Annotated in this window: 17 protein-coding genes; 14 read left to right on the top strand and 3 right to left on the bottom strand. The window is 63.2% G+C overall.

Translation table 11 applies throughout. The features are described from left to right. The first annotated feature begins 106 nt into the window (after nucleotides 1–106). The 9 genes from ACN0SE_RS10525 to ACN0SE_RS10485 all read left to right on the top strand — a co-directional run bounded on the left by ACN0SE_RS10525 (nucleotide 107) and on the right by ACN0SE_RS10485 (nucleotide 10,084). The gene (locus tag ACN0SE_RS10525) at nucleotides 107–1,075 is read left to right on the top strand and encodes a DUF6635 family protein (protein WP_417524473.1); all 969 of its coding nucleotides are present in this window, start codon (nucleotides 107–109) and stop codon (nucleotides 1,073–1,075) included. Between the two features lie 97 nt (nucleotides 1,076–1,172). Continuing rightward, nucleotides 1,173–2,450 (top strand): hemolysin family protein, encoded by a 1,278-nt coding sequence (locus tag ACN0SE_RS10520; RefSeq protein ID WP_417524472.1) that lies wholly within the window; start codon nucleotides 1,173–1,175, stop codon nucleotides 2,448–2,450. Between the two features lie 449 nt (nucleotides 2,451–2,899). After that, a complete protein-coding gene (locus tag ACN0SE_RS10515; protein WP_417524471.1) occupies nucleotides 2,900–5,779 on the top strand; it encodes a monovalent cation/H+ antiporter subunit A in 2,880 nt (959 codons plus the stop codon). Continuing rightward, entirely contained in the window at nucleotides 5,780–6,136 is a 357-nt protein-coding gene (locus tag ACN0SE_RS10510; RefSeq protein ID WP_417524470.1) for a Na+/H+ antiporter subunit C, read from the top strand. After that, nucleotides 6,133–7,674, top strand: a complete 1,542-nt coding sequence (locus ACN0SE_RS10505) for a monovalent cation/H+ antiporter subunit D (RefSeq protein WP_417524469.1) — start codon at nucleotides 6,133–6,135, stop codon at nucleotides 7,672–7,674. Before ACN0SE_RS10510 ends, ACN0SE_RS10505 begins: the two co-directional genes overlap by 4 nt. A 1-nt stretch (nucleotide 7,675) precedes the next feature. Then, nucleotides 7,676–8,176, top strand: a complete 501-nt coding sequence (locus ACN0SE_RS10500) for a Na+/H+ antiporter subunit E (protein WP_417524468.1) — start codon at nucleotides 7,676–7,678, stop codon at nucleotides 8,174–8,176. Further along, entirely contained in the window at nucleotides 8,173–8,460 is a 288-nt protein-coding gene (locus tag ACN0SE_RS10495; RefSeq protein ID WP_417524467.1) for a K+/H+ antiporter subunit F, read from the top strand. Before ACN0SE_RS10500 ends, ACN0SE_RS10495 begins: the two co-directional genes overlap by 4 nt. Then, the gene (gene mnhG, locus ACN0SE_RS10490) at nucleotides 8,457–8,834 is read left to right on the top strand and encodes a monovalent cation/H(+) antiporter subunit G (protein WP_417524466.1); all 378 of its coding nucleotides are present in this window, start codon (nucleotides 8,457–8,459) and stop codon (nucleotides 8,832–8,834) included. The genes ACN0SE_RS10495 and mnhG overlap by 4 nt, the downstream gene beginning before the upstream one ends. Before the next feature lie 1,052 nt (nucleotides 8,835–9,886). Next, a complete protein-coding gene (locus tag ACN0SE_RS10485; protein ID WP_417524465.1) occupies nucleotides 9,887–10,084 on the top strand; it encodes a hypothetical protein in 198 nt (65 codons plus the stop codon). A gap of 344 nt (nucleotides 10,085–10,428) precedes the next feature. Here ACN0SE_RS10485 and ACN0SE_RS10480 read toward each other — a convergent pair whose 3' ends face one another. Further along, the gene (locus ACN0SE_RS10480) at nucleotides 10,429–11,346 is read right to left on the bottom strand and encodes a LysR family transcriptional regulator (protein ID WP_417524464.1); all 918 of its coding nucleotides are present in this window, start codon (nucleotides 11,344–11,346) and stop codon (nucleotides 10,429–10,431) included. Here ACN0SE_RS10480 and ACN0SE_RS10475 point away from each other — a divergent pair. The 5 genes from ACN0SE_RS10475 (at nucleotide 11,330) to ACN0SE_RS10455 (ending at nucleotide 18,635) form a co-directional block, all read left to right on the top strand. Further along, nucleotides 11,330–12,877 carry a lyase family protein gene (locus tag ACN0SE_RS10475; RefSeq protein ID WP_417524463.1) on the top strand — a complete coding sequence of 516 codons (1,548 nt, stop codon included), beginning with the start codon at nucleotides 11,330–11,332 and terminating at the stop codon, nucleotides 12,875–12,877. The genes ACN0SE_RS10480 and ACN0SE_RS10475 overlap by 17 nt on opposite strands. Beyond that, the gene (locus ACN0SE_RS10470) at nucleotides 12,874–14,367 is read left to right on the top strand and encodes an aldehyde dehydrogenase family protein (protein WP_417524462.1); all 1,494 of its coding nucleotides are present in this window, start codon (nucleotides 12,874–12,876) and stop codon (nucleotides 14,365–14,367) included. The genes ACN0SE_RS10475 and ACN0SE_RS10470 overlap by 4 nt, the downstream gene beginning before the upstream one ends. Nucleotides 14,368–14,418: 51 nt before the next feature. Beyond that, nucleotides 14,419–15,456, top strand: a complete 1,038-nt coding sequence (locus ACN0SE_RS10465; RefSeq protein WP_417524461.1) for an aldo/keto reductase — start codon at nucleotides 14,419–14,421, stop codon at nucleotides 15,454–15,456. A gap of 72 nt (nucleotides 15,457–15,528) precedes the next feature. Beyond that, entirely contained in the window at nucleotides 15,529–16,866 is a 1,338-nt protein-coding gene (dddP, locus tag ACN0SE_RS10460; protein ID WP_417524460.1) for a dimethylsulfonioproprionate lyase DddP, read from the top strand. A 95-nt stretch (nucleotides 16,867–16,961) separates the two neighbouring features. Then, nucleotides 16,962–18,635: a BCCT family transporter gene (locus tag ACN0SE_RS10455; protein WP_417524459.1), complete on the top strand. Its 1,674-nt coding sequence runs from the start codon at nucleotides 16,962–16,964 to the stop codon at nucleotides 18,633–18,635. 180 nt (nucleotides 18,636–18,815) lie between these two features. Here ACN0SE_RS10455 and ACN0SE_RS10450 read toward each other — a convergent pair whose 3' ends face one another. Both ACN0SE_RS10450 and ACN0SE_RS10445 read right to left on the bottom strand, forming a co-directional pair. Beyond that, nucleotides 18,816–19,151, bottom strand: coding sequence for a cupin domain-containing protein (locus tag ACN0SE_RS10450; RefSeq protein WP_417524458.1), 336 nt, complete (start codon nucleotides 19,149–19,151; stop codon nucleotides 18,816–18,818). 1 nt (nucleotide 19,152) lies between these two features. Beyond that, nucleotides 19,153–20,157 carry a quinone oxidoreductase family protein gene (locus ACN0SE_RS10445; RefSeq protein WP_417524457.1) on the bottom strand — a complete coding sequence of 335 codons (1,005 nt, stop codon included), beginning with the start codon at nucleotides 20,155–20,157 and terminating at the stop codon, nucleotides 19,153–19,155. Between the last annotated feature and the right edge of the window lie 12 nt (nucleotides 20,158–20,169).

Below are 20,169 nucleotides of genomic sequence, written 5' to 3'. Positions count from 1 at the left end.
CTCACGAGGTGCACATATTGAATTCGAAGTGCGAATGCCCGCCTGTCGATCGGCGAAATGCAACCTTCTCGAAGAGTTTGAAGAAAGGAGATGGTAGGGCATCGCCATGGGCACATCATCGAGCCGGTCACTGACCGCGCCTGGAATCGGCAGTACAGCCGCCCTGGACTACTTCGATGGCCGCCGGGCTTTGGTCGACGGCTTCGTGGCGCGGCATTTTACCTGGCCCGGAACTTTCCGCCTTCATGGCGCGGCGCTCGGATTGGACATCCTCCGGGCACCTGTAAACGTTGTTCTGTCGCCGATCCTCGTGCTGAGCCGCGTCACTGCATTTCTTTGTCGCTACGTGGGTTTGCGAGGAACAGCCGATTGGCTGGCGCGACGACGGATCCTCATGCGCACATCCGTCGCGCGGCGGGTCGAAAGGCTGATCGTAACCGATATCCTGGAACTGTCTCCCGACCCCGAGACGGCGGACCGAGAGCCCTCTGCCCTGGCGCACGCCATCCTGGCTGCGCCCCAGTTGCGCGAAATGATCCGAATGCGCCCGACCCCTTCCGAGGCCGAAGCCCTTGGCGAGCGGATTGCCGGCGCCCTCAGAGAGTATGCAGGTACCCGTACCGCCGTCGCGGAAATGACCACGACGCTGTGCGTCCTTGCTGTCGGAGCATTTGCCTTCCAGGCGCTGACGCCAGGCATGATCTCGATGGCGCCGGACGTCGCGGACGCCATGGCGCGCACGAATGCAGTCGCGGCGTTCCCGCTGGGCGAGACGCTCGGCGGAATGTGGTACGGAATGTTCGCGGCGGATACCCCGCCATGGCTGACGGGAGCCACCGTGGCGGGGCTGGTCATGCTCGGCTCGGTATTCGCCGCTTTCGCTGGCGTCCTTGCCGATCCTGTTCAAAGTCGTCTCGGGATCCATCGACGCCGCCTCGAACGTCTTCTGGACGCGCTCGAAGTCGAATTCCTCGGGCGCGGAGACAAGGTCTTCGCGGCGCATGAGCATTTTTTTGCCCGTGTCTTTGACCTGTGGGACGCGATCACGAGCGCATTCCACGCCTTCAGGAACTGACCCGAGACGCGAAGCGGGGGCCGTGGCCCACTGGTGCGCCACAAGTAACCCCATTCAAAAGATCAACGGCCGGAGAGCCCGGCAAGAGTTGGAGAAAATGTACCTCGAGATTGCCATCGTCATCTTGCTGACGCTTATCAATGGCCTACTGGCGATGTCCGAACTGGCCATCGTCTCGGCTCGGCCCGCGCGCCTGAAGCTGCTGGCGGACAAGGGCAGCAAGGGGGCCGCGACGGCCATGCGACTGGCCGATGACCCCGGCCGGTTCCTGTCCAGTGTCCAGATAGGCATAACGCTGGTCGGTATTCTCGCGGGCGCCTTCTCGGGTGCGACTCTGGGGACGCGTCTCGCGGCAAGCCTGATCGACGGTGGTATGCCCTCTGCCGTTGCCCAGTCTGTCGGCGTTGGATCGGTGGTGGTGGCGATCACCTACCTGTCATTGATCGTGGGCGAACTTGTCCCCAAGCAGATCGCTCTTCGCGCGCCCGAAGAGGTCGCCGTTCGCGTGGCTCCGATGATGCGGATCATCGCCCGTGTCGCAGCGCCGCTGATCTGGGTGCTTGACCGGTCCGGCAAGCTGGTGCTGGCCCTGCTGGGACAATCGGGAAGCCAGTCACGCGGGGTCAGCGACGAGGAGGTCCGCCTGATCATTGCCGAGGCCGAAAGCTCCGGTGCCATGGATCGCGCCGAACGCCAGATGATTGCCGGAGTGATGCGGGTCGCGGACCGGACTGCGCGTGGACTGATGACAGCCCGGCACGAGGTCGAGACCCTCGATGCCAGCAGCGACAAGGCGGGACTTCTGCAGCGCCTGCATGACGTCAGCCGGTCCCGCCTGCCGGTTTGGGACGGGGATGCCGACAATATCATCGGCGTTCTGACCACCCGCGACATCCTCGCGCCCGCGCTGATGAACGAACCCTTCGATTTGCGCGCTCTGCTGCGCGAAGCGCCGACGGTCCGGGACGGGCAAAGCGCGCTGGAGGTCGTGGATCGCCTTCGCACCGCGCCGGCCCACATGGTGCTTGTCTATGACGAATATGGGCATTTCGAGGGGATTATCACGCCGATGGACGTTCTCGAAGCGATCGCGGGCGAGTTTCCGGACAGCGCGATGGACGAGCCGAAGGTTGTGACCAGAGCGGATGGATCCTACCTGATTGCAGGCTGGATGCCGGTCGACGAGTTCGCGGATCTCCTGTCTCTGGAGATCGACGCGGATCGAAATTTTGAGACGGTGGCGGGTCTTGTGCTCGACAAGGTTGGAGACCTGCCTGCAGTCGGGCAGCGGCTGGAATTGCGGGGCTGGACGGTCGAGGTGGTGGATATGGACGGGCGGAGGATCGACAAGCTTCTTGTGGGCAGATCAGGCTAAGCTCGGGATATAATTGACTGCGACATTGCAGGGATCGTCCTGGCAAAACGATCGGATAGAACGTCGCGATTGCGATGCATCATCCCTGTAATGTCGCCAGCCCGTCATCGTGGTTCAGCCGGAAAACCCAGCTTCCGCCGATCCAAGGTTGATGAGCAGAGCATCCGAGGCGCCCCGTGCTTTCGCAGGCAGTTGCCCCATCAGTGCGAAAACCCTGGTTCAGGACTGCACTGAACATGCTGGAGGACAAGGTCGACACGAAATGTTGCCATCCACCAGTGAACGTCTTCTCCAGATAATCACTGATCATTGCCCCCATGGTGCCACCGTGGCCTCGCATCTTTCGGTCCGCGTGCCGCGGAGACTGGCGCAAGAGTCCCATACGGTATCTTTCTCTGGGTCTTTGCAAATCCGATCCAAGTTTGTACAGATTACCAAAAGGAGTTCGTGTGTCCCTCCTGCTTCTCGTTGCCTTACCTTTCCTGGGCGCGCTTTTGCCCGGTTTGATGAACTCGGCCGGGCGCTCTGCTTGCGCCGGCGTGACATTGACTGTCTCATTGGCGGCTTTCATTGGCTTGCTGACCAATCTGCCTGCGGTCTTGGCGGGCGAAGTGGTGACGGCGCGGATCGACTGGATGCCGTCGCTGGGTCTCAACGTCACGTTGATGCTGGACGGCTTGGGCTTTCTCTTTGCGCTGCTGATTTTGGGCATCGGCCTGCTGATCATTGCCTACGCTCGGCACTACCTGAGCCGTGACGACCACATGGGAGAGTTCTTCACCTATCTGCTGCTGTTTCAGGGCGCGATGGTGGGTGTGGTTCTGAGCGATAACATTCTGCTCTTGCTGATCTTCTGGGAGTTGACCTCGCTGTCATCCTTCCTGCTGATCGGCTATTGGAAACATCTTCCCGAAGGCCGGCAAGGGGCCCGGATGGCCTTGATCGTCACCGGGTCCGGCGGGCTGGCGATGATCGGTGGGATGCTGATCCTCGGCCAGATTGTCGGCAGCTATGATCTCAGCGTGATCCTGCAGAGCCGCGACCTCATCCAGGCCGATCCCTTGTATGTGCCGGCGCTGATTCTGATCCTGCTGGGCTGTTTCACCAAGTCGGCGCAGTTTCCGTTCCATTTCTGGTTGCCGCACGCGATGGCGGCACCAACGCCCGTTTCCGCCTATCTGCATTCGGCCACGATGGTGAAGGCCGGCATCTACCTGATGGCGCGGATGTGGCCGGCACTCTCGGGCACGCAGGAATGGGTGGTGATCGTCACCACCGCCGGGTTGGTCACCATGGTGCTGGGCGCGGTAATTGCGCTGTTCAAGCATGACCTGAAGGCGTTGCTGGCGTTCTCGACCGTCAGTCATCTGGGGCTGATCACCATGCTTCTGGGCACCGGCACCGCTTTTGGCGCCATGGCGGCAGTGTTTCACATTCTCAACCACGCAACCTTCAAGGCCGCACTGTTCATGTCGGCCGGGATCATCGACCACGAGGCCCATACCCGCGACATCCGCCGTCTCGGGGGTTTGCGCCGGTTGATGCCGGTCACCTTTGTGATCGCGACGCTGGCGGCGCTGTCGATGGCGGGGATACCACTGCTGAACGGGTTCCTGTCCAAGGAAATGATGCTGGACGAAGCCTATCAGACGGCGCTTTTCGGAGTGCCCTGGCTGGTGCCGGTACTGGCGACGCTTGGGGCGCTGTTTTCTGCCGCCTATTGCTTCCGGCTGATCGGTCACGTGTTTCTGGGACCGGTTCGCGACGATTATCCGGCCCGCCCGCATGATCCCAACCCGGGGATGTGGCTGCCGCCGGCACTGCTGGTGGTGCCGGTGGTGGTGATCGGCGTGGCGCCTTACCTCGCCGAACCCTTTGTCAAGCTCGTGACCGCCTCGGTGCTGGGCGGAGCGACGGAGTTGCCAGACGTCCACTTCAAGATTTGGCACGGGCTGGTGCCAGCGCTTTATATGTCCGTGATCGCCGCTGTCGGCGGTCTGATCATGCTGGCGGTGTTCAATCCTTCGCTCCGGCTTTGGGATGCGGCGCCGAGGCCAGAGGCCAAGGTGATTTTCGAAGCCATGGTCGCGGCCGCCGTCCGGTTGGCCCGGAAGCTGATCCTGCCGGTCCACGATGGCGCCTTCACCCGTTATGCCGCCATCGGCACTGTGGTGATCCTTGCCGCAGGCTTTCACGCCTGGAGCACGGGAACGGTGGGGCCGCAGACCCGTGCCCTGCAACCGGCCGGCCCGGTGACCATCGCCGGCTGGCTGATGCTGGTGGCGGCGGTTGGCGCTCTGGTGCTGATGCACCGCAATCGACAGCTGTCACTCATCCTGATCGGGATTGTCGGCCTGATGGTCTCGATCGGGTTCGTGTTCTTCAGCGCACCCGATCTGGCGATGACGCAATTCACCGTCGAGGTGGTGACGATCATCCTGCTGCTTCTGGCGCTGAATTTCCTGCCGAACCGCACGCCGGTTGAGAGCACGGTTCTACGCCGGGTCCGCGATGCCGGCGTCGCCATTGCCGGCGGTCTGGCGACCTTTGCTCTGGCCTATCACTATCTCTTGCGCGACGCGGTCGGCACACCGATTTCGGAGTTCCATCTGGCAAATGCCTACAAGGGCGGCGGCGGCACCAATATGGTCAATGTGATCCTCGTCGATTTCCGCGGGTTTGACACCTATGGCGAGATCATCGTGCTGGGTATCGCAGCCCTGCTGATCTATGCGCTGACCGAAACTCTGCTGCGCGGGCCGGTACGGGCACGGCTGCTCAACCGCCAGCCCGACCAGCCGCGCGCCGGCGATGTACATCCGATGATGATGGTTGTGCTGACCCGGGTGATGATGCCGGTGATTCTCTTGGTCGGGTTCTACATCTTCTGGCGCGGCCACAATGAACCGGGGGGCGGATTCATCGCCGGCCTGATCGTCTCTATCGGGGTTGTGATGCAATACATGGCCAGCGGCTTTGCCTGGACCTCGGCGCGTCTGAAGTACCCCTACCACGGGGTGATCGGGTCCGGCGTGCTGATCGCCGGCCTGACCGGCATCGGCTCTTGGTTCGTGGCCAAACCTTTCCTCACCTCGGATTTCACCTATGTCCGCATCCCGCCCTTCGAGAAGTTCGAACTGGCCACCGCGGCGCTTTTCGATCTCGGCGTGTTTCTGGCCGTGGTCGGTGCGGTGATGCTGTCGCTGGAAAGCTTCTCGCGTCTCGCGCGGCGCGCGCAGATGCCCGAGAGCGAACATCCGATGGATATCGATCCCTCGCGCGAGGATCCGCTGGTGGCCAGGGCCGTGTCCGTCAGGGAGGGCGACTGAATGGAATTGCTCGTCGCGTCTGCCATTGGCATTCTGACCGCCGGGGGCCTCTACCTGATGCTGAGGTTGCGCACGTTTCCGGTGATCCTCGGCATGGCGCTGCTGACCTATGCAGTCAACGTGTTCCTGTTTGCCTCCGGCCGCCTGACCGTCTCGGCGCCGCCGATCCTGCGCGACGGCGTCAGCACCTATGCGGATCCGCTGCCGCAGGCGCTGGTGCTGACCGCCATCGTGATCTCATTCGGCATGACCGCTGTGGTGGTGATGATCGGCCTCGGAGCATTTCTGGGATCGGAAGATGACCATGTGGATGATGTACCAGAGGCTGCGGACAATCCCGCCGAAGGCAGATCATGACCCATTGGCTCATTGCCCCCGTCGTTCTGCCAGCCATGCTCGCAGCCTTCATCGTGCTGGCCGCGCGTCACCACGTAGCCATTCAGCGCGCCGTCTCGGTCGCCGGCGTGTTGATGCTGGGGGGCATTGCGCTGGGGCTGGCGGTGCAGGTCTCTGACGGGTCGTTCCTGCTCTACCGGCTCGGCGACTGGGCGGCGCCGTTTGGCATTGTGCTGGTTGGCGACAGGCTGTCGACGGTGATGGTCCTGCTGACGGCGGTGCTGGGGCTGTTCGTGCTGCTCTATGCCATCGGGTCCGGATGGGACAAACGCGGCTGGCATTTCCACGCGCTCTTCCAGTTCCAGCTGATGGGGGTGATCGGGGCGTTTCTGACCGGTGACCTCTTCAACCTCTTCGTCTTTTTCGAGGTATTGCTGATCGCCTCTTACGGCCTGATGATCCACGCCGGCGGCAACGCGCGGCTGCGGGCGGGCGTGCAATACGTGCTGTTCAACCTCATCGGCTCGACGCTCTTTCTCTTTGCGCTGGGGTCGCTCTATGCCGAGACCGGCACGCTCAACATGGCCGATCTGGCCAGGCGCGTTGCCCTGATCGGGCCCGAGGATACGGTGGGCATTCGCGTTGCTGCGGTTCTGCTGCTATTGGTGTTTGCCATCAAGGCCGCACTGGTGCCGCTGCATTTCTGGCTGCCGTCCAGCTATGCCGAGGCGCCGGCGCCGGTGGCGGCGCTGTTTGCGATCATGACGAAGGTCGGAGCCTATGCGATCATCCGGGTCTACACGCTGGTGTTTCCGCCAGAGCTCTCCGTCACCGCCGGGCTGCATGACCTCTGGCTTCTGCCAGCGGCCCTGCTGTCGCTCAGCATCGGGATGATCGGCGTGCTGGCGGCGAAACGGCTGGATCGGTTGGTGGCCTTCTCGATCATCGGGTCGATGGGCATGGTGATGGTGGCGATCTCGCTCTTCACCCCGACCAGCATCGCCGCGGCCCTGTATTATATCGTGCATTCGACCCTCGCCGGCGCGCTGATGTTCCTGATTGTCGACCTCGTGCGCACCGGTCGGGCCAACCTCGACCTGACGCCGCAGCCGCCAGTCGCCGGAGCTGTCCTGACCTCGGGGCTCTTTCTGGTGGGGGCGATCGCCATGGCGGGCCTGCCGCCGCTGTCGGGCTTCATCGGCAAACTGCTGGTGATGCAGGCAGCTTACGGCACGAGCCTCGTGGTCTGGATCTGGGTCATCGTTCTGGCCACCAGCCTGATCGCCGTGGTCGGATTTGCCAGCGCTGGCAGCGTTCTGTTCTGGAAGGCGCAGTCTGTCGCGGCGGCGGAGAATGCGGCGCCCATGCCGCGCCCGTCTGCGCTGTCTTATGCTGCCGTCGGCGGGCTGATTGCGCTTCTGGTTGCCCATACGGTCTTTGCCGGACGGGTACAGGTTTACACCGCCGCCATCGCCACCGAGCTTTTTGCGCCAGAGCGCTATATCTCGACGGTGCTGAACACGCCCGGCAAGCTGAGCGAACAAAAGGAGGAGCAGTGACATGGGACGTGCCTTGCATTGGCTGCTGCCGCATCCGTTTCTGACCCTGCTGCTGGCAGTGGTCTGGACCCTCTTGCAGAACGAAGTCTCTGCCGGAATGGTGGTCTTTGGCATCATCCTCGGTATCGTCATTCCATGGGGAACCTCGGTCTGGTGGCCCGACACGCCAAAAGGCTTTCGGCTGGGCAAGATGATCACCTATTGCGTCATGGTGATGTGGGACATTCTCGTCGCCAATGTGCAGGTGGCATGGATCGTCATCTCGGTGCCGAATGCCAGGCTGAAGCCCGCCTGGATCGTGGTGCCGCTGGAGTTGCGCAAGCCCGAGGCCATCACGCTGCTCGCGGGGACCATCACCCTGACCCCAGGCACCGTCTCTGCGGACCTCTCTGACGAGGGCCACAGCCTGCTGGTGCATGTGCTGCATACCGACGACCCCGAGGGCGTGCGCGACGAGATCAAGACCCGCTACGAACGCCGACTGAAGGAGATCTTCGCGTGACGACGGCAACCGAAGTTCTGGACATCGCCTTGGCCATCGCCTTCGGCGCGCTGGTCCTTGGTCAGATCCTGTCGATGGTACGGCTGGTGATGGGCCCGACGCCGGGCGATCGGATCCTCGCGCTCGATACGATGGTGATCAACGCTCTGGGTCTGGTGATCGTTCTCGGCCTCCAGCTGGGGGTGCAGATCTACTTCGAAGTCGCGCTGCTCATTGCCATGCTGGGCTTTGTCTCGACCGTCGCACTGGCGCGCTTTATCCTGCGGGGAGATATCATCGAATGACGGGTCAGATCATTACAACCTATGCTGTCGCCCTTTGCCTGCTGATCGGAGCGGGGTTTGTCGTGGTGGGGGTGATCGGGCTGTTGAAGTTCAATGATCCGATGACCCGTCTCCATGCCCCGACAAAGGTGGGGACCATGGGGATCGGCATGCTGCTTCTGGCATCGATGATCCAATCGGCCATCCAAGGCGAACCCTCGATGCATGAACTGCTGATCATGGCGTTCCTGTTTGTCACGGCTCCAATTTCCGCACACTTCATTGCAAAGCTCAGCATCCATGGTCGCACCTGCGACCTGCCCCCGTCCCCGCCACGCGACGACACATGGTCGACGTTGAAGACCGTGGAGACAATCCCGGAAGTCGACTCTTGATGTGACGAGGACCTTGGTATCTTGCACATCAGGAGGCCGCGTTGCGAGGACCGGCCGCTCGAGCCGTATTTGCAGAGCCGCCCGATAGTGTCCCCGCTCGGTCGCCTCAGCGGGCGCCGATGCAAGTTCGAGTTCGATTCAGCGTTCCCGAGGTACTTTTTGAGATTGGCTGACGTCCCGAAGGCGATTCAACAAACGGCTTGAGACCCGATGCCGAAGCCCGCGCCCGGTTCCGCCGAGGACCCCGCGTGCAACCTCGGCGGAAATCGCAAAGAACTCTCACTGGACTGCACGCGGTCTCGGAAAGGCCGGCTCGGCGCTGTTGTCGAGACTGGTACCGCCCTGGGTGACGCATTGGCATATGCACGTTGCAGAGCCAGGAAGCGCACCGACATGATCCACAATGATACCGATCACACACCAAATATTCCGGCCGAGAATCGAGCTGAAGCAATCGCTGAACCCGTCGATCTGCAACAATTCATCTGAGTGAAAAAGAGACTAAACAGCCTTATCCACACGAGGATCGGCATGTAACCTATTGGTTTGAAATGGTACCGCCTGCCCGGTTCGAACGGGCGACCTCTTGATCCACAAACCGAGATCACAAGTGCCGCTTCTGCGGCGACGACCGCCGCCAGAAGTGGGGCCGCACACGGACCAAAATCCAGCGCTACCGCCGCATCGGCTGCCTTTAAACTGTTCGGGCCGAACCGGCAAAGCCATCGGCCGCGCATCAATCGCCCAGACCTGTTCTTCGTGGCGCTGCGGGATATGCTGGGCACCTCTGCTCCGCAGCCGGTGCGCAAGCTCGCGAGACGGTCGGACTAAACAAATACACTGTCTGGCGCTGGCTGATGCTGGTGTTTACGATCATGGGGAGCAGCGGTTCAACGGCGAGCTTCTCCGGGATCATCTAGCGGACGAGACCTACCAGCGGGAGTCGCGCAACGGAACCCGTGAATGGGTCCGGAACTTCGCCGAACCGCAGAACGTCCCGCGACCGCCGCGTCCTCGTTGGGAAGACTTCACGACACAAGAATTGGCACTTCGTGGTCGGCAACAAGCCCGGCAAGCGCTTGGCCTCAGGCCGCCATCACATCCAGAACGTGAACACGCTCCACGCCTGCTACGAGAGGTTCATCATCCCTTTGTTTGGGCCGGCCAGCAAGAAGCTGAACGGCCACATCCGTTGGCTCGAGGTGCAACTGGCGGGGATTGGAACCGCGGAGCTTGTCCGCGCATCGTAGATCTGGGGGCGTTGCAGAGGTCCGCTTCGAGCCCTTTTTGCCGAGCGCGCAGCTGCAGAAATTTGCAACCGCAGCGAACCCGCGCGACAAAGGTCGGCCCAAAGCAGACCTCCGCGCTCAGCCCCAATGCCGCAATGCAGCTTCACCAGACCGGCCATTGATGCACCGCGCCGAAATGGCAGGTAGCGAGTGACGGACGGCACGCGGGTCGAAACTGCCGTCCCACGCGACTGCCTGAACAGTAGTCAATCGCGTCTTCGCGACATTGTCACCGCATGTCAGATGGTTAGCTGACTCAGGAACCGGTCAGTGGCTTCCGTAGCCAAGCTTAAGATTATTTTGCGTCACCGTCCGGGGGACCGTGCGGCTTCCACCTTCGGGCCTCCCGCCGTTTCTCCTGCCATGCCCCTGAGCCAGCGAAAGAATTGCACCGAGCGGCCCTTGGCCTGTTGTTCGCCTGAAATCTCCAGCCAGTACCCGTTTGGTCCCACCACCGTTGTCGGCGAAATCTGCACCAAGCTGCCGGCGCTTAGCTCATATTCGATCATGTTGCGATCCACCACGGCAATGCCGACCGAGTTCTTGGCCGACTGGATGGCCAGCTCGAGCGAGGCGAATTCCATCGAGGTCCCGGTGGGCAGGTCGGGGTGGTCCGGCTCCAGCGCCAGCCAGTCCTCCCACAGGGGAAAGCGGTCGCCCTTGTCGAAGACATGCAGCAGACAGCTTGTGCGCATGGCCTCGCGGTCTTCGAAGAGCCCAGGCGAGCAGACGGCGATATGCTGCTCCACCAAAAGCTGAACATGATCCGACCCCGCCGTTGGATGCGTGCCGAAATGGACAACGCAATCCATTCGGACATTGGGCCGTGGCTGGGTGTGAACGGCCAGCTCGACGCCTGGAAACCGCCTGGGATAGGACGGCAGGCGCCGGGTCAGCCAGCGGGCCGCCAGGGTCGGCGGCGCCAGCAGGTTGATCTTTTGCCGCTGGAAGGTGCCGGTCGCGTCGTTCACGGCGTCTTCGAGAAGGCCGAAGGTCTCGAAGATCCGTTGATGGAAAGCCTGACCCTCGGCGGTCAGCGCAATGCTGTTGCCGACGCGGTCGAACAGCTTGAAATCCAGCGTGTCTTCCAGCGCCTTGATCTGCCGGCTGACCGCGCTCTGGGTGACGCCAAGCTGTCGGGCGGCGCCGGTGACGCTCAGGCAATTGCCGACAACAGAAAAGGCCCGAAGCGAGGTGAGGCTGGGAGTGTTCCTGGAAAGCATGGGGGCGCGGTTTTCAGAGCGGAAGGGATTTCTGTCAGTCTATCCGTCTTTCGTCGCAAGGTCATTACAAAAACGAATGATCTTTCAAATTGGGAATTTGCCTGAATCCCGCAATTCGACGAAAGACACGCCGTGGCAATCCCCGACAGGAAAGGCGTCGAATCCCGTGGAGCATTTCAGGACAGAGCGTGACACACTCGGCGCCGTCGCTTTGCCTGGCGATGCGTGGTATGGCGCTCAAACCCAAAGGACACTGGAGCTTTTCCCGGTTTCCGGCGCGCAGCAGCTGTCGGACTACCCGCAATTGATCGCGGCGATGCTGCACGTCAAACGCGCCGCGGCGCGTACCAACCGGGTGATCGGAGCGCTGCCATCGGAGATGGAAACCGCGATCGGTGCGGTCATCGACGAGGCGTTGGCGCAAACATCCGACTCCCCGTTTCCCATACATTCATTTCATGGCGGCGGCGGGATCGGCCTCAACATGAACGTCAACGAAGTGCTGGCAAATCTCGCCAATCTCCGTGGCTTCGGCACGCCCTTTGGCGACTACGTGCCGCTGCATCCCAACGATCATATCAACCTCAACCATTCCACCAGCGACGCCCTGTCCACCGCCTGCCATATCGCGGTCCGGGCCGCCTGGGCGGGGCTGGAAGGCGAGCTGTCGGGTCTGGTGGAGGACCTCGACCGGAGCGCTGGTCGCATGGGGGACCAGCCCAAGCTGGCCCGCACCTGCCTGCAGGATGCGGTGGACATCCGCGCGGGCGATTACTTTCGCGGAGTCGCGCATAACCTGCAGCGGCTGACGCGGCGTGCCCGGACCGACGCTGCCGCTCTGGCGGCGGTGAACCTCGGCGGCAATATCATCGGGCGCTCGGACGATTGCGACCCGGCCTTCTTCGCGCAGGTGATCGACCAGCTGAACGCGGTGCTGCAAGAGGCGGGCCTCGCGCATGACCTGCGCCGTGCCGACAACCTGTTTGCCGCCTCGCAGGCGCATGATCCGTTGCAAAACCTCGCCGCTTCGCTGGACCAGATCGCCCGGACGCTGATCCGCTTCGGCGGCGATCTGCGTCTGATGGCCTCGGGGCCGGCGGCAGGCTTCGGCGAGATCCGCCTGCCGCAGAAACAGCCGGGCTCCTCGGCGATTCCGGGCAAGATCAACCCGACGATCCCCGAGTTCACCATGCAATGCGCGATGATGGCCTGCGGCCGCGCGGCGACCGTGCGCATGACCCAGGACCATGGCGAGCTGGACTACAACCCCTGGCAGATGCTGGTGGTGATCGCCCTCCTCGACATGATCGCGCTCTTGCAGAGCGGGGTCAGCACGCTGCGCCGCAACTGCGTTCAGGGGCTGGAACTGGACATCCCGCGCAACACCGAAAACGCGCAAGGCCTGGCGCCGAGCCTCATGCAGCTCAAGCGCCGGCTTGGCTACAGCCGGGCGTCGGCCTTGGCGAAACAGGCCGCGGGCGACCTCTCCGTCCTGCGCGCCGCCCTTTCCGAAAAAGAGGAAGATCAATGACACTCGATGTAGATCTGAGCTGGGCCAAGACCTGGCTGAAAGAGGACAAGAAGCAATACATCAACGGCCAATGGGTGGCCGGTGCAGGTGAGGCCTGGGAGGTCAAGAACCCCGCCACCGGCGAGACGCTGACCACCGTCGCGCTGGCCGATGAGGCGCAGGCCGATGCCGCTGCCGCCGCTGCCCATCGCTGCCACCAGAGCGATGTCTGGAGCCGCAAGACGACGCGCAAGGCGCGCGCCGATGTGCTCAATGCCATCGCCCGGCTGATCCGCGAGAACACCCAGAAGCTCGCCATCCTCGAAAGCCTGCCCAACGGCAAGCTGCTCTCCGAGGCGATGACCGACGACATCCCGACCTGCGCCGATATCTTCGAGTATTACGCCGGCTGGACCGACAAGTTCTATGGCGAGGTCTCGCCGGTCGAGGACGGGTTTCTGAACTTCACCAACAAGGAGCCGGTGGGCGTCTGCGCCCTGATCGCACCGTGGAACTTTCCGCTCTATCAGGCCAGCCTGAAGATCGCCCCGGCGCTGGCCATGGGCAATACGGTGGTGATGAAACCCTCGGAATTCACGCCGCTGGCCACCCAGTATCTGTTCGAGCTGATCGATCGCGAGTTGGACCTGCCCGCCGGGCTTTTGAACCTGCTGGTCTGTGATGGCTCTGTCGCCAATCACCTCACGGTCAGCCGCGACGTGCACAAGGTCTCCTTCACCGGCTCCACCAATGTCGGCCGCCGCATCGTACAGAACTCGGGCCAGTCGAACCTCAAGGCGGTGACGCTGGAACTGGGCGGCAAGTCGCCCTGCATCTTCTTCGACGACACCCCGGACCTCGAGGCCGCGATCGACCGCGCCTTTACCGTCATGTTCTCGCACAAGGGCGAGAAATGCTCGGAACCCACCCGCTTCCTGATCCAGAAGGGGATCTATGACCATGTCATGACCCGGCTGATCGAAAAGGCCGAGGCGGTGCGCTGCGGCGATCCGCTGTCCGCCGAGGCGCAGCAGGGCCCGCAATGCAACGCGGCACAGTTCAAGCGCATCATGGACTACATCGAGATCGGCAAGGGCGAGGCGGAACTGGTCGCCGGCGGCGAGGTGGACCGGCAGGGCGACAACGCCGAGGGTCTGTTCATTCGCCCGACGATCTTCTCCAATGTGCCCGGCTCCGCCCGCATCGCGCAGGAGGAAATCTTTGGCCCGGTTCTGGCCTGCACGCCCTTCGACACCGCCGAAGAGGCGCTGCAACTGGCCAATGACACCACCTACGGCCTCGCCGCCGGAGTCTACACCGGCAACATCAACACCGCCCACCGCATGGCCGATCGCCTCGATGCCGGGATGATCTTTGTCAACCGCTATGGCTGTTACGGCCTGTCCAGCCCCTTCGGCGGCTTCAAGGAAAGCGGCTGGGGCAAGGAAATGGCGATCCATTCGCTGAGTTCCTACACCAAGACCAAAGGGGTCTGGATCGCCTACGGGTGATCGGGCTCCCCCCTCTCCACCAACCATCCACCTCATGGGAAAGACTGTCGGATGAAGTACACACGCCTTGGAAATTCGGGCCTGCGCGTCTCTCGGCTGTGCCTGGGCACAATGAACATCGGGTCGAAGGACTGGAAGCCCTGGATCTTCGATGAAACCGAAAGCGAGCCGCTGATCGGCCACGCGCTGGACAGCGGAATCAACTTCATCGATCTCGCCGATTTCTACTCGGCCGGCGAAGGCGAGGCCGTGGTGGGCAACATCCTGAGCCGCCTGGGGCGCCGGGACGAGCTGATCCTGACCACCAAGCTGGGCTACCAGATCGGCCAGGACGTGAACTCCTACGGGACGTCGCGCAAGCATATCTTCGACGCCATCAACGGGTCGCTGCGGCGTCTGAAGATGGAATACGTCGACATCTACATGCTGCATTACTTCGACACCGAAACGCCGGTCGAGGAGACCATGGAGGCGCTGAACGACGTCGTGCGCAGCGGCAAGGCGCGCTACATCGGCATGTCGACGATGTACACCTGGCAGTTCGCCAAGATCCTGAATGTCTGCGAAAAATACGGCTGGACCAAGCCGATCAACATGCAGCTCCAGCTGAACTGCGCCTACCGCGAGGAAGAGCGCGAAATGATTCCCTATTGCATGGACCAGGGGATCGGCGTCTCGGCCTTCAGCCCGCTGGCCCGCGGTATCCTTGCCAATGAGCCGCACTCGAAGCGCAACAAGACCGACTTCTTCACCACGCAGATGTACAGCGACCGCTGCTCTTATGACATCGCCTGTTCGGTGCAGCGCGTGGCGGAAGCCAAGGGCATCACCGCGCCGCAGGTGGCGCAAGCCTGGGTTCTGCGCAAGCCCGAGATCTCGTCGATGCTGGTGGGGGCGGACAGCGTCGCCCAACTCGACACCGCCATTGCGGCGCTCGACACGGAGCTCGACGAGGAGGACCTGCACGAGATCGACCGGCACTATACGCCCTGCGACCTGATCAACGACTACACTTCGGAGCGGCGCATTCCGCGCAGCGCGCGCCCCGCCCGCGGCAAATACGCCGAACCGGTGGAAACCGCGGCCTGATCCCCTGCCCGCGCGCCCCTCTGGGTTGCGCGGGCTTTTCGTATCACCCAGCATCTGAGAGGGATGCCCAGAATGAACACGCATTACAGGGATCGCCGCAAGATCGACCCGAGCCAGGGCCCTCGGCTCGGCGATGGCACCATCAATGAGGGCGACCGGGTCGAGATCGGCCCGACGGCGCTGGCCCATGCCGAATGGCGCGAGGCTGGGCTGGAATTGCCCGACCTCGCCGAAATGCGCAAGGCCCGGCACCAGCGCCTGACCGATGCCGTCGTGGCGCGCGGCTACGGCGGGCTTCTGATGTTCGACCCGCTGAACATCCGATACGCCACCGACACCACCAACATGCAGCTCTGGAACACCCACAATCCGTTCCGCGCCTGCCTGCTCTGCGCCGATGGTTACATGGTCCTCTGGGACTACAAGAACGCGCCCTTCCTCGCCGAATTCAATCCCCTCGTCCGCGAGAGCCGGTCCGGCGCGGACATGTTCTACTTCGCCCGCGGCGACCGGATCGGCCCCGCGGCCGATGCCTTTGCCGCCGAAGTGGCAGACCTGCTGGCCACCCATGCGCCGGGCCACACTCAAATCGGCATCGACAAGATCCAGCCCGCCGGTCTGGACGCGATCCGCCGCGCCGGGCTGGAGTATCGCGACGGCGAGGAAGTCACCGAACGCACGCGCGGCATCAAGACCGAGCACGAAATCCGCGCCATGCGCTGCGCCATCCACTCCTGCGAGCGCGCCATGGCCGCGATGGAGGACTTCGCGCGCACCGAGATCCCGAAGGGCGGTGTGACCGAGGATGACGTCTGGGCCGTGCTGCATGCCGAGAACATCAAGCGCGGCGGCGAGTGGATCGAGACGCGGCTTCTCACCTCCGGCCCGCGCACCAACCCCTGGTTCCAGGAATGCGGACCGCGGGTGATCTCGGAAAACGAGATCCTGGCCTTCGACACCGATCTGATCGGCCCCTATGGCATCTGCGCCGACCTCAGCCGCACCTGGTGGATCGGCGACGATCTGGCGCCGTCGCACATGCGCGAGAGCTATGCCGAGGCGGTCGAACACATCCGCTACAACACGTCGCTGCTGCGGCCCGGGCTGCACATGGACGAGCTGACCCGCGCGCTGCACGTGCTGCAGGACAAATACCAGGCGCTCAAATATTCCTCGCCGATGCACGGTGTGGGGATGTGCGACGAGTGGCCCCTGATCGCCTACCCCGACCGTCTGGTCGAGGGCGCCTTCGACGCGGTGCTCGAACCCGGCCTGACGCTCTGCGTCGAGGCGCTGGTGGGTGAGGTCGGCGGGGATCACATGGTCAAGCTGGAGGACCAGGGCGTGGTGACCGAGAGCGGCTTCGAGACGATCTCGACCTACCCGCTCGACGAGCGCTTCCTGGGCTGAGCGCCCAAAGCCTGCATCCAGAAAAATGAAATTCCCGACGGCAGACCGCACCCCGGTCTGCCGAAGGGCCGGTCTTTACCTAATGGGAGGAAAACATGAGACCACCTTTAAGCAAACTGGACATTCCGGTGTCGGAGCACGGCTTCTACGCCGGCTTTTCCAAGGATGTCGCCGTTGGCGCCAAGCTGCTCATCATGGCGCTGGTGGTCTGGGCGGTGGCCTTTCCAGAGAACGCGGCCTCGGCGCTGGGGTATCTCAACACGCTGATCCTCGGCGTCTTCAACTACTGGTACATCTATGCGGTGGCTTTTTTCCTGATCCTCTGTCTGGTTCTGGCGCTCCTGCCCGCCTCGGGTCGCCTGCGGCTGGGGCGCGATGAGGAGCGGCCGGAGTTTTCCAATTTCTCCTGGTTTTCCATGATGTTCAGCGCCGGCATCGGGATCGGCATGCTGACCTTCGCCACTGCCGAGCCGATCTATCATTTCCAGAACAACCCCAACGTGATCCTGGGCGAGGTCGCCGGCAACTCGGCAGAGGCCGTGCGCTCGGCCTATGTCTGGTCCTTCACCCATTGGGGCCTGTCGGCCTGGGGCGCCTATGCAATTGCCGGGCTGGCGTTTGCCTATTTCTCCTACCGCCGCGATCTGCCGCTGACGGTGCGCACCGCGCTGATCCCGCTGTTCGGCAAGGCGCTGTCGGGGCGGCTGGGCCATGTGGTCGACATCGTGGCGGTGGTCGCCATCGTTCTCGGCATTGCCCAGACGCTCGGCTATGGCGTCGAGCAATTCGTCGCCGGTCTGGCCCGCATCGGGCTCGGCGACTGGCTCCTGGTGACCGGCGAGGACGGCAACGAGCGCGCTTCCTTCGCGGCGATCCTGCTGGCGCTTTTCATCATCGTCGGCGCCTCCACCCTGTCGGCCCTGTCCGGCGTCGGGCGCGGCATCAAATGGCTGTCGAACCTGAACATGGGGCTCAGCTTCTTCCTGCTCGCCTTCTTCCTCGTCTTCGGATCGACGCTCTTCGCCCTCGAGGTCTTCTTCGTCGGCATCTGGGACTACCTGCGCGCCCTGCCCGAGATCAGCTTCGCCGTCTGGTCCGATGACGGCACCGAACAGGGCGCGGCGCTGGCCGGGTGGCAAGGCGGCTGGACCGTGTTCTACTGGGCCTGGTGGATTGCCGTGACGCCCTTCGTCGGCCTGTTCCTTGCGCGGATTTCCCGCGGCCGGACCGTGCGGGAATTCATCCTGGGCGCGATGATCATTCCCTCGATCATGTGCTTCATCTGGTTCGCCTTCATCGGCGGCACCGCCATCGATCTCGAGCTGAACGGCGCCGCAGACAACGCGATCCTCGGCGTCGGCATCTCGGATCAGCTCTATGCAACACTTTCGGTGCTGCTCAGCGACGGCTTGACCTGGGTATTCTCCGTGATCGTCGTCGTGCTGCTGCTGACCTACCTGGTGACCTCGGCGGACTCGGCGGTTCTGATCATCAACACGATCAATGCCGCCGGCGATGATGGCCCGAAGGCGCGGCCCCACATCATCTTCTGGGGGATCGCGCTGGCCCTGGTCGTGGGCGCGCTGCTCGTGGTCGGCGGTCTGAAAGCCATTCAGACCGCGATGGTCATCGCCGCCCTGCCGTTCAGCTTTGCAATGATGTTGATGGGCGTGTCCCTCATCAAGGCGATCATCAACGATTCACGCCGCACCGCCGCCGCGGCCGCCGCGACTTCGATCACCGGCGAGGAGAGGCTGTCGGACGGGTAAGCCGGCGGCAGGTCCAAGGGGCGATCGGCCAGAGACGGTCGCCCGTGCCCAACAAACACCGCACGCCCCCTCAGCCTAAGGCTGAGGGGGCGGTTGCGCTTATACATGACCTGCGGTTGTAGGCTGTCGGGCCGTGGCATCCCGGTCTCTACGGGGGCACCTCGTGTCAGAGGTCGCTCGTCATGTCCCTTCCATCAGCAGCAGAACTGTTGCCGGCCGATTGGTGCGGTTTTCCAGCGCCCGCGTTTCGCCCCGCGGGATCACCGCCGAATCCAGCGGCCCGAGATCGGCCTCGCCGGTCTCCGTCCGCACTATCACTTGGCCCTCGATGACCACGTATATCTTCTCCTGCTCGGAGCTTTTCAGCGAGGTATGCCCGCCCGGCAGCAGGTGGGATAGGCCCACCCACATCGCCTCGGTCCGGCTTGCCTCGCGCCCCTGGAGGCGCAGGCAAGCCATGTCGAAATGCTCCGGCGCCTGGTAGGACGGAGCTTCCGCAATGCGCGTGACCTGCATGTCAGGGCTTCAGGATCACGCGATCGGGGGTCGAGCGCAGCACCGACTTGTAGGCCTTTGCCGCGTCGCCCAGCCCGTAGACCGTTTCAGGATTGATCGGGAAGGGCTTCAGCAATCCCTGTTCGAACTTCGGCTTCAGCACGTCGAAGATCCGGGCGCCATGCACGCTGTCGAGCGCAAGCGTGTCGATGCCGATGAACTTGTGACGGCCGCGGAAGAAGTTGAAGATGTCGAAGGACACGTCCCGGTCGAAGGTCGAGATGAAGATCTGTCGGCCCTGCTTGGCGAGCGCCTTGTTGGCGATCTCGAAATAGGGGCTGCCGACGGTGTTGAAGACGATGTCGGCACCGTGCCCGCCGGTCCGTTCCCGCACCAGCTCCGCCACGTCCTGCGACGAGCTGTCGAGCATCTCGATCTCGGCGTTGGTGTGGCCGATGTAATCGGTGGGCTTGTATTCCACCGCGAAGACCCGCGCGCCGGCCATGGTGGCCAGCTGGATCGCCGCCTGCCCCACCTTGCCGTTGGCACCGCTGACCAGCACGGTGTCCCAGGGTTGAACGCCGCCTGCCTCGCGCAGGCCTTCGAAGGCGGTGATGAAGGGCACGCCGATGGACCCGGCTTCCTCGTAGCTGAAGTTCTCAGGCTTGGCGCGCACCGCCGCTTGGGGCAGCGCCATGTATTTCGCGTGGCTGCCGTTCTGGGTAATGCCCAGCTCGCCGCCGCCGCCCCAAACCTCGGTGCCGATGAGGTGTTTCGGTCCCTCGACCACGACCCCGGCGAAATCCCGGCCCGGCACACGCGGCCAGACGGCATGCGGCATGTGGCCGAGCGAGGCCTTGACGTCCGAAGGATTCACCCCGGCGGCCTTGATCTCGATAAGGACCTGCCCGGGGCCGGGTTTGGGCGTGTCGGCCTCGATCACGTCGATGGTGAGACTGTCGAGGTCTGCGGCCTTCTCGGTGACCCAGAGGGCCGGTCCGGCTGCGATCTTGGTCTGGATGTTCATTGTCTGGTCTCC

The organism is Marinovum sp., assembly GCF_048263515.1.
Lineage (GTDB): Bacteria > Pseudomonadota > Alphaproteobacteria > Rhodobacterales > Rhodobacteraceae > Marinovum.
The sequence above is the reverse complement of the archived record's forward strand: the minus strand, read 5'-3'. Positions and strand labels throughout refer to the sequence as shown.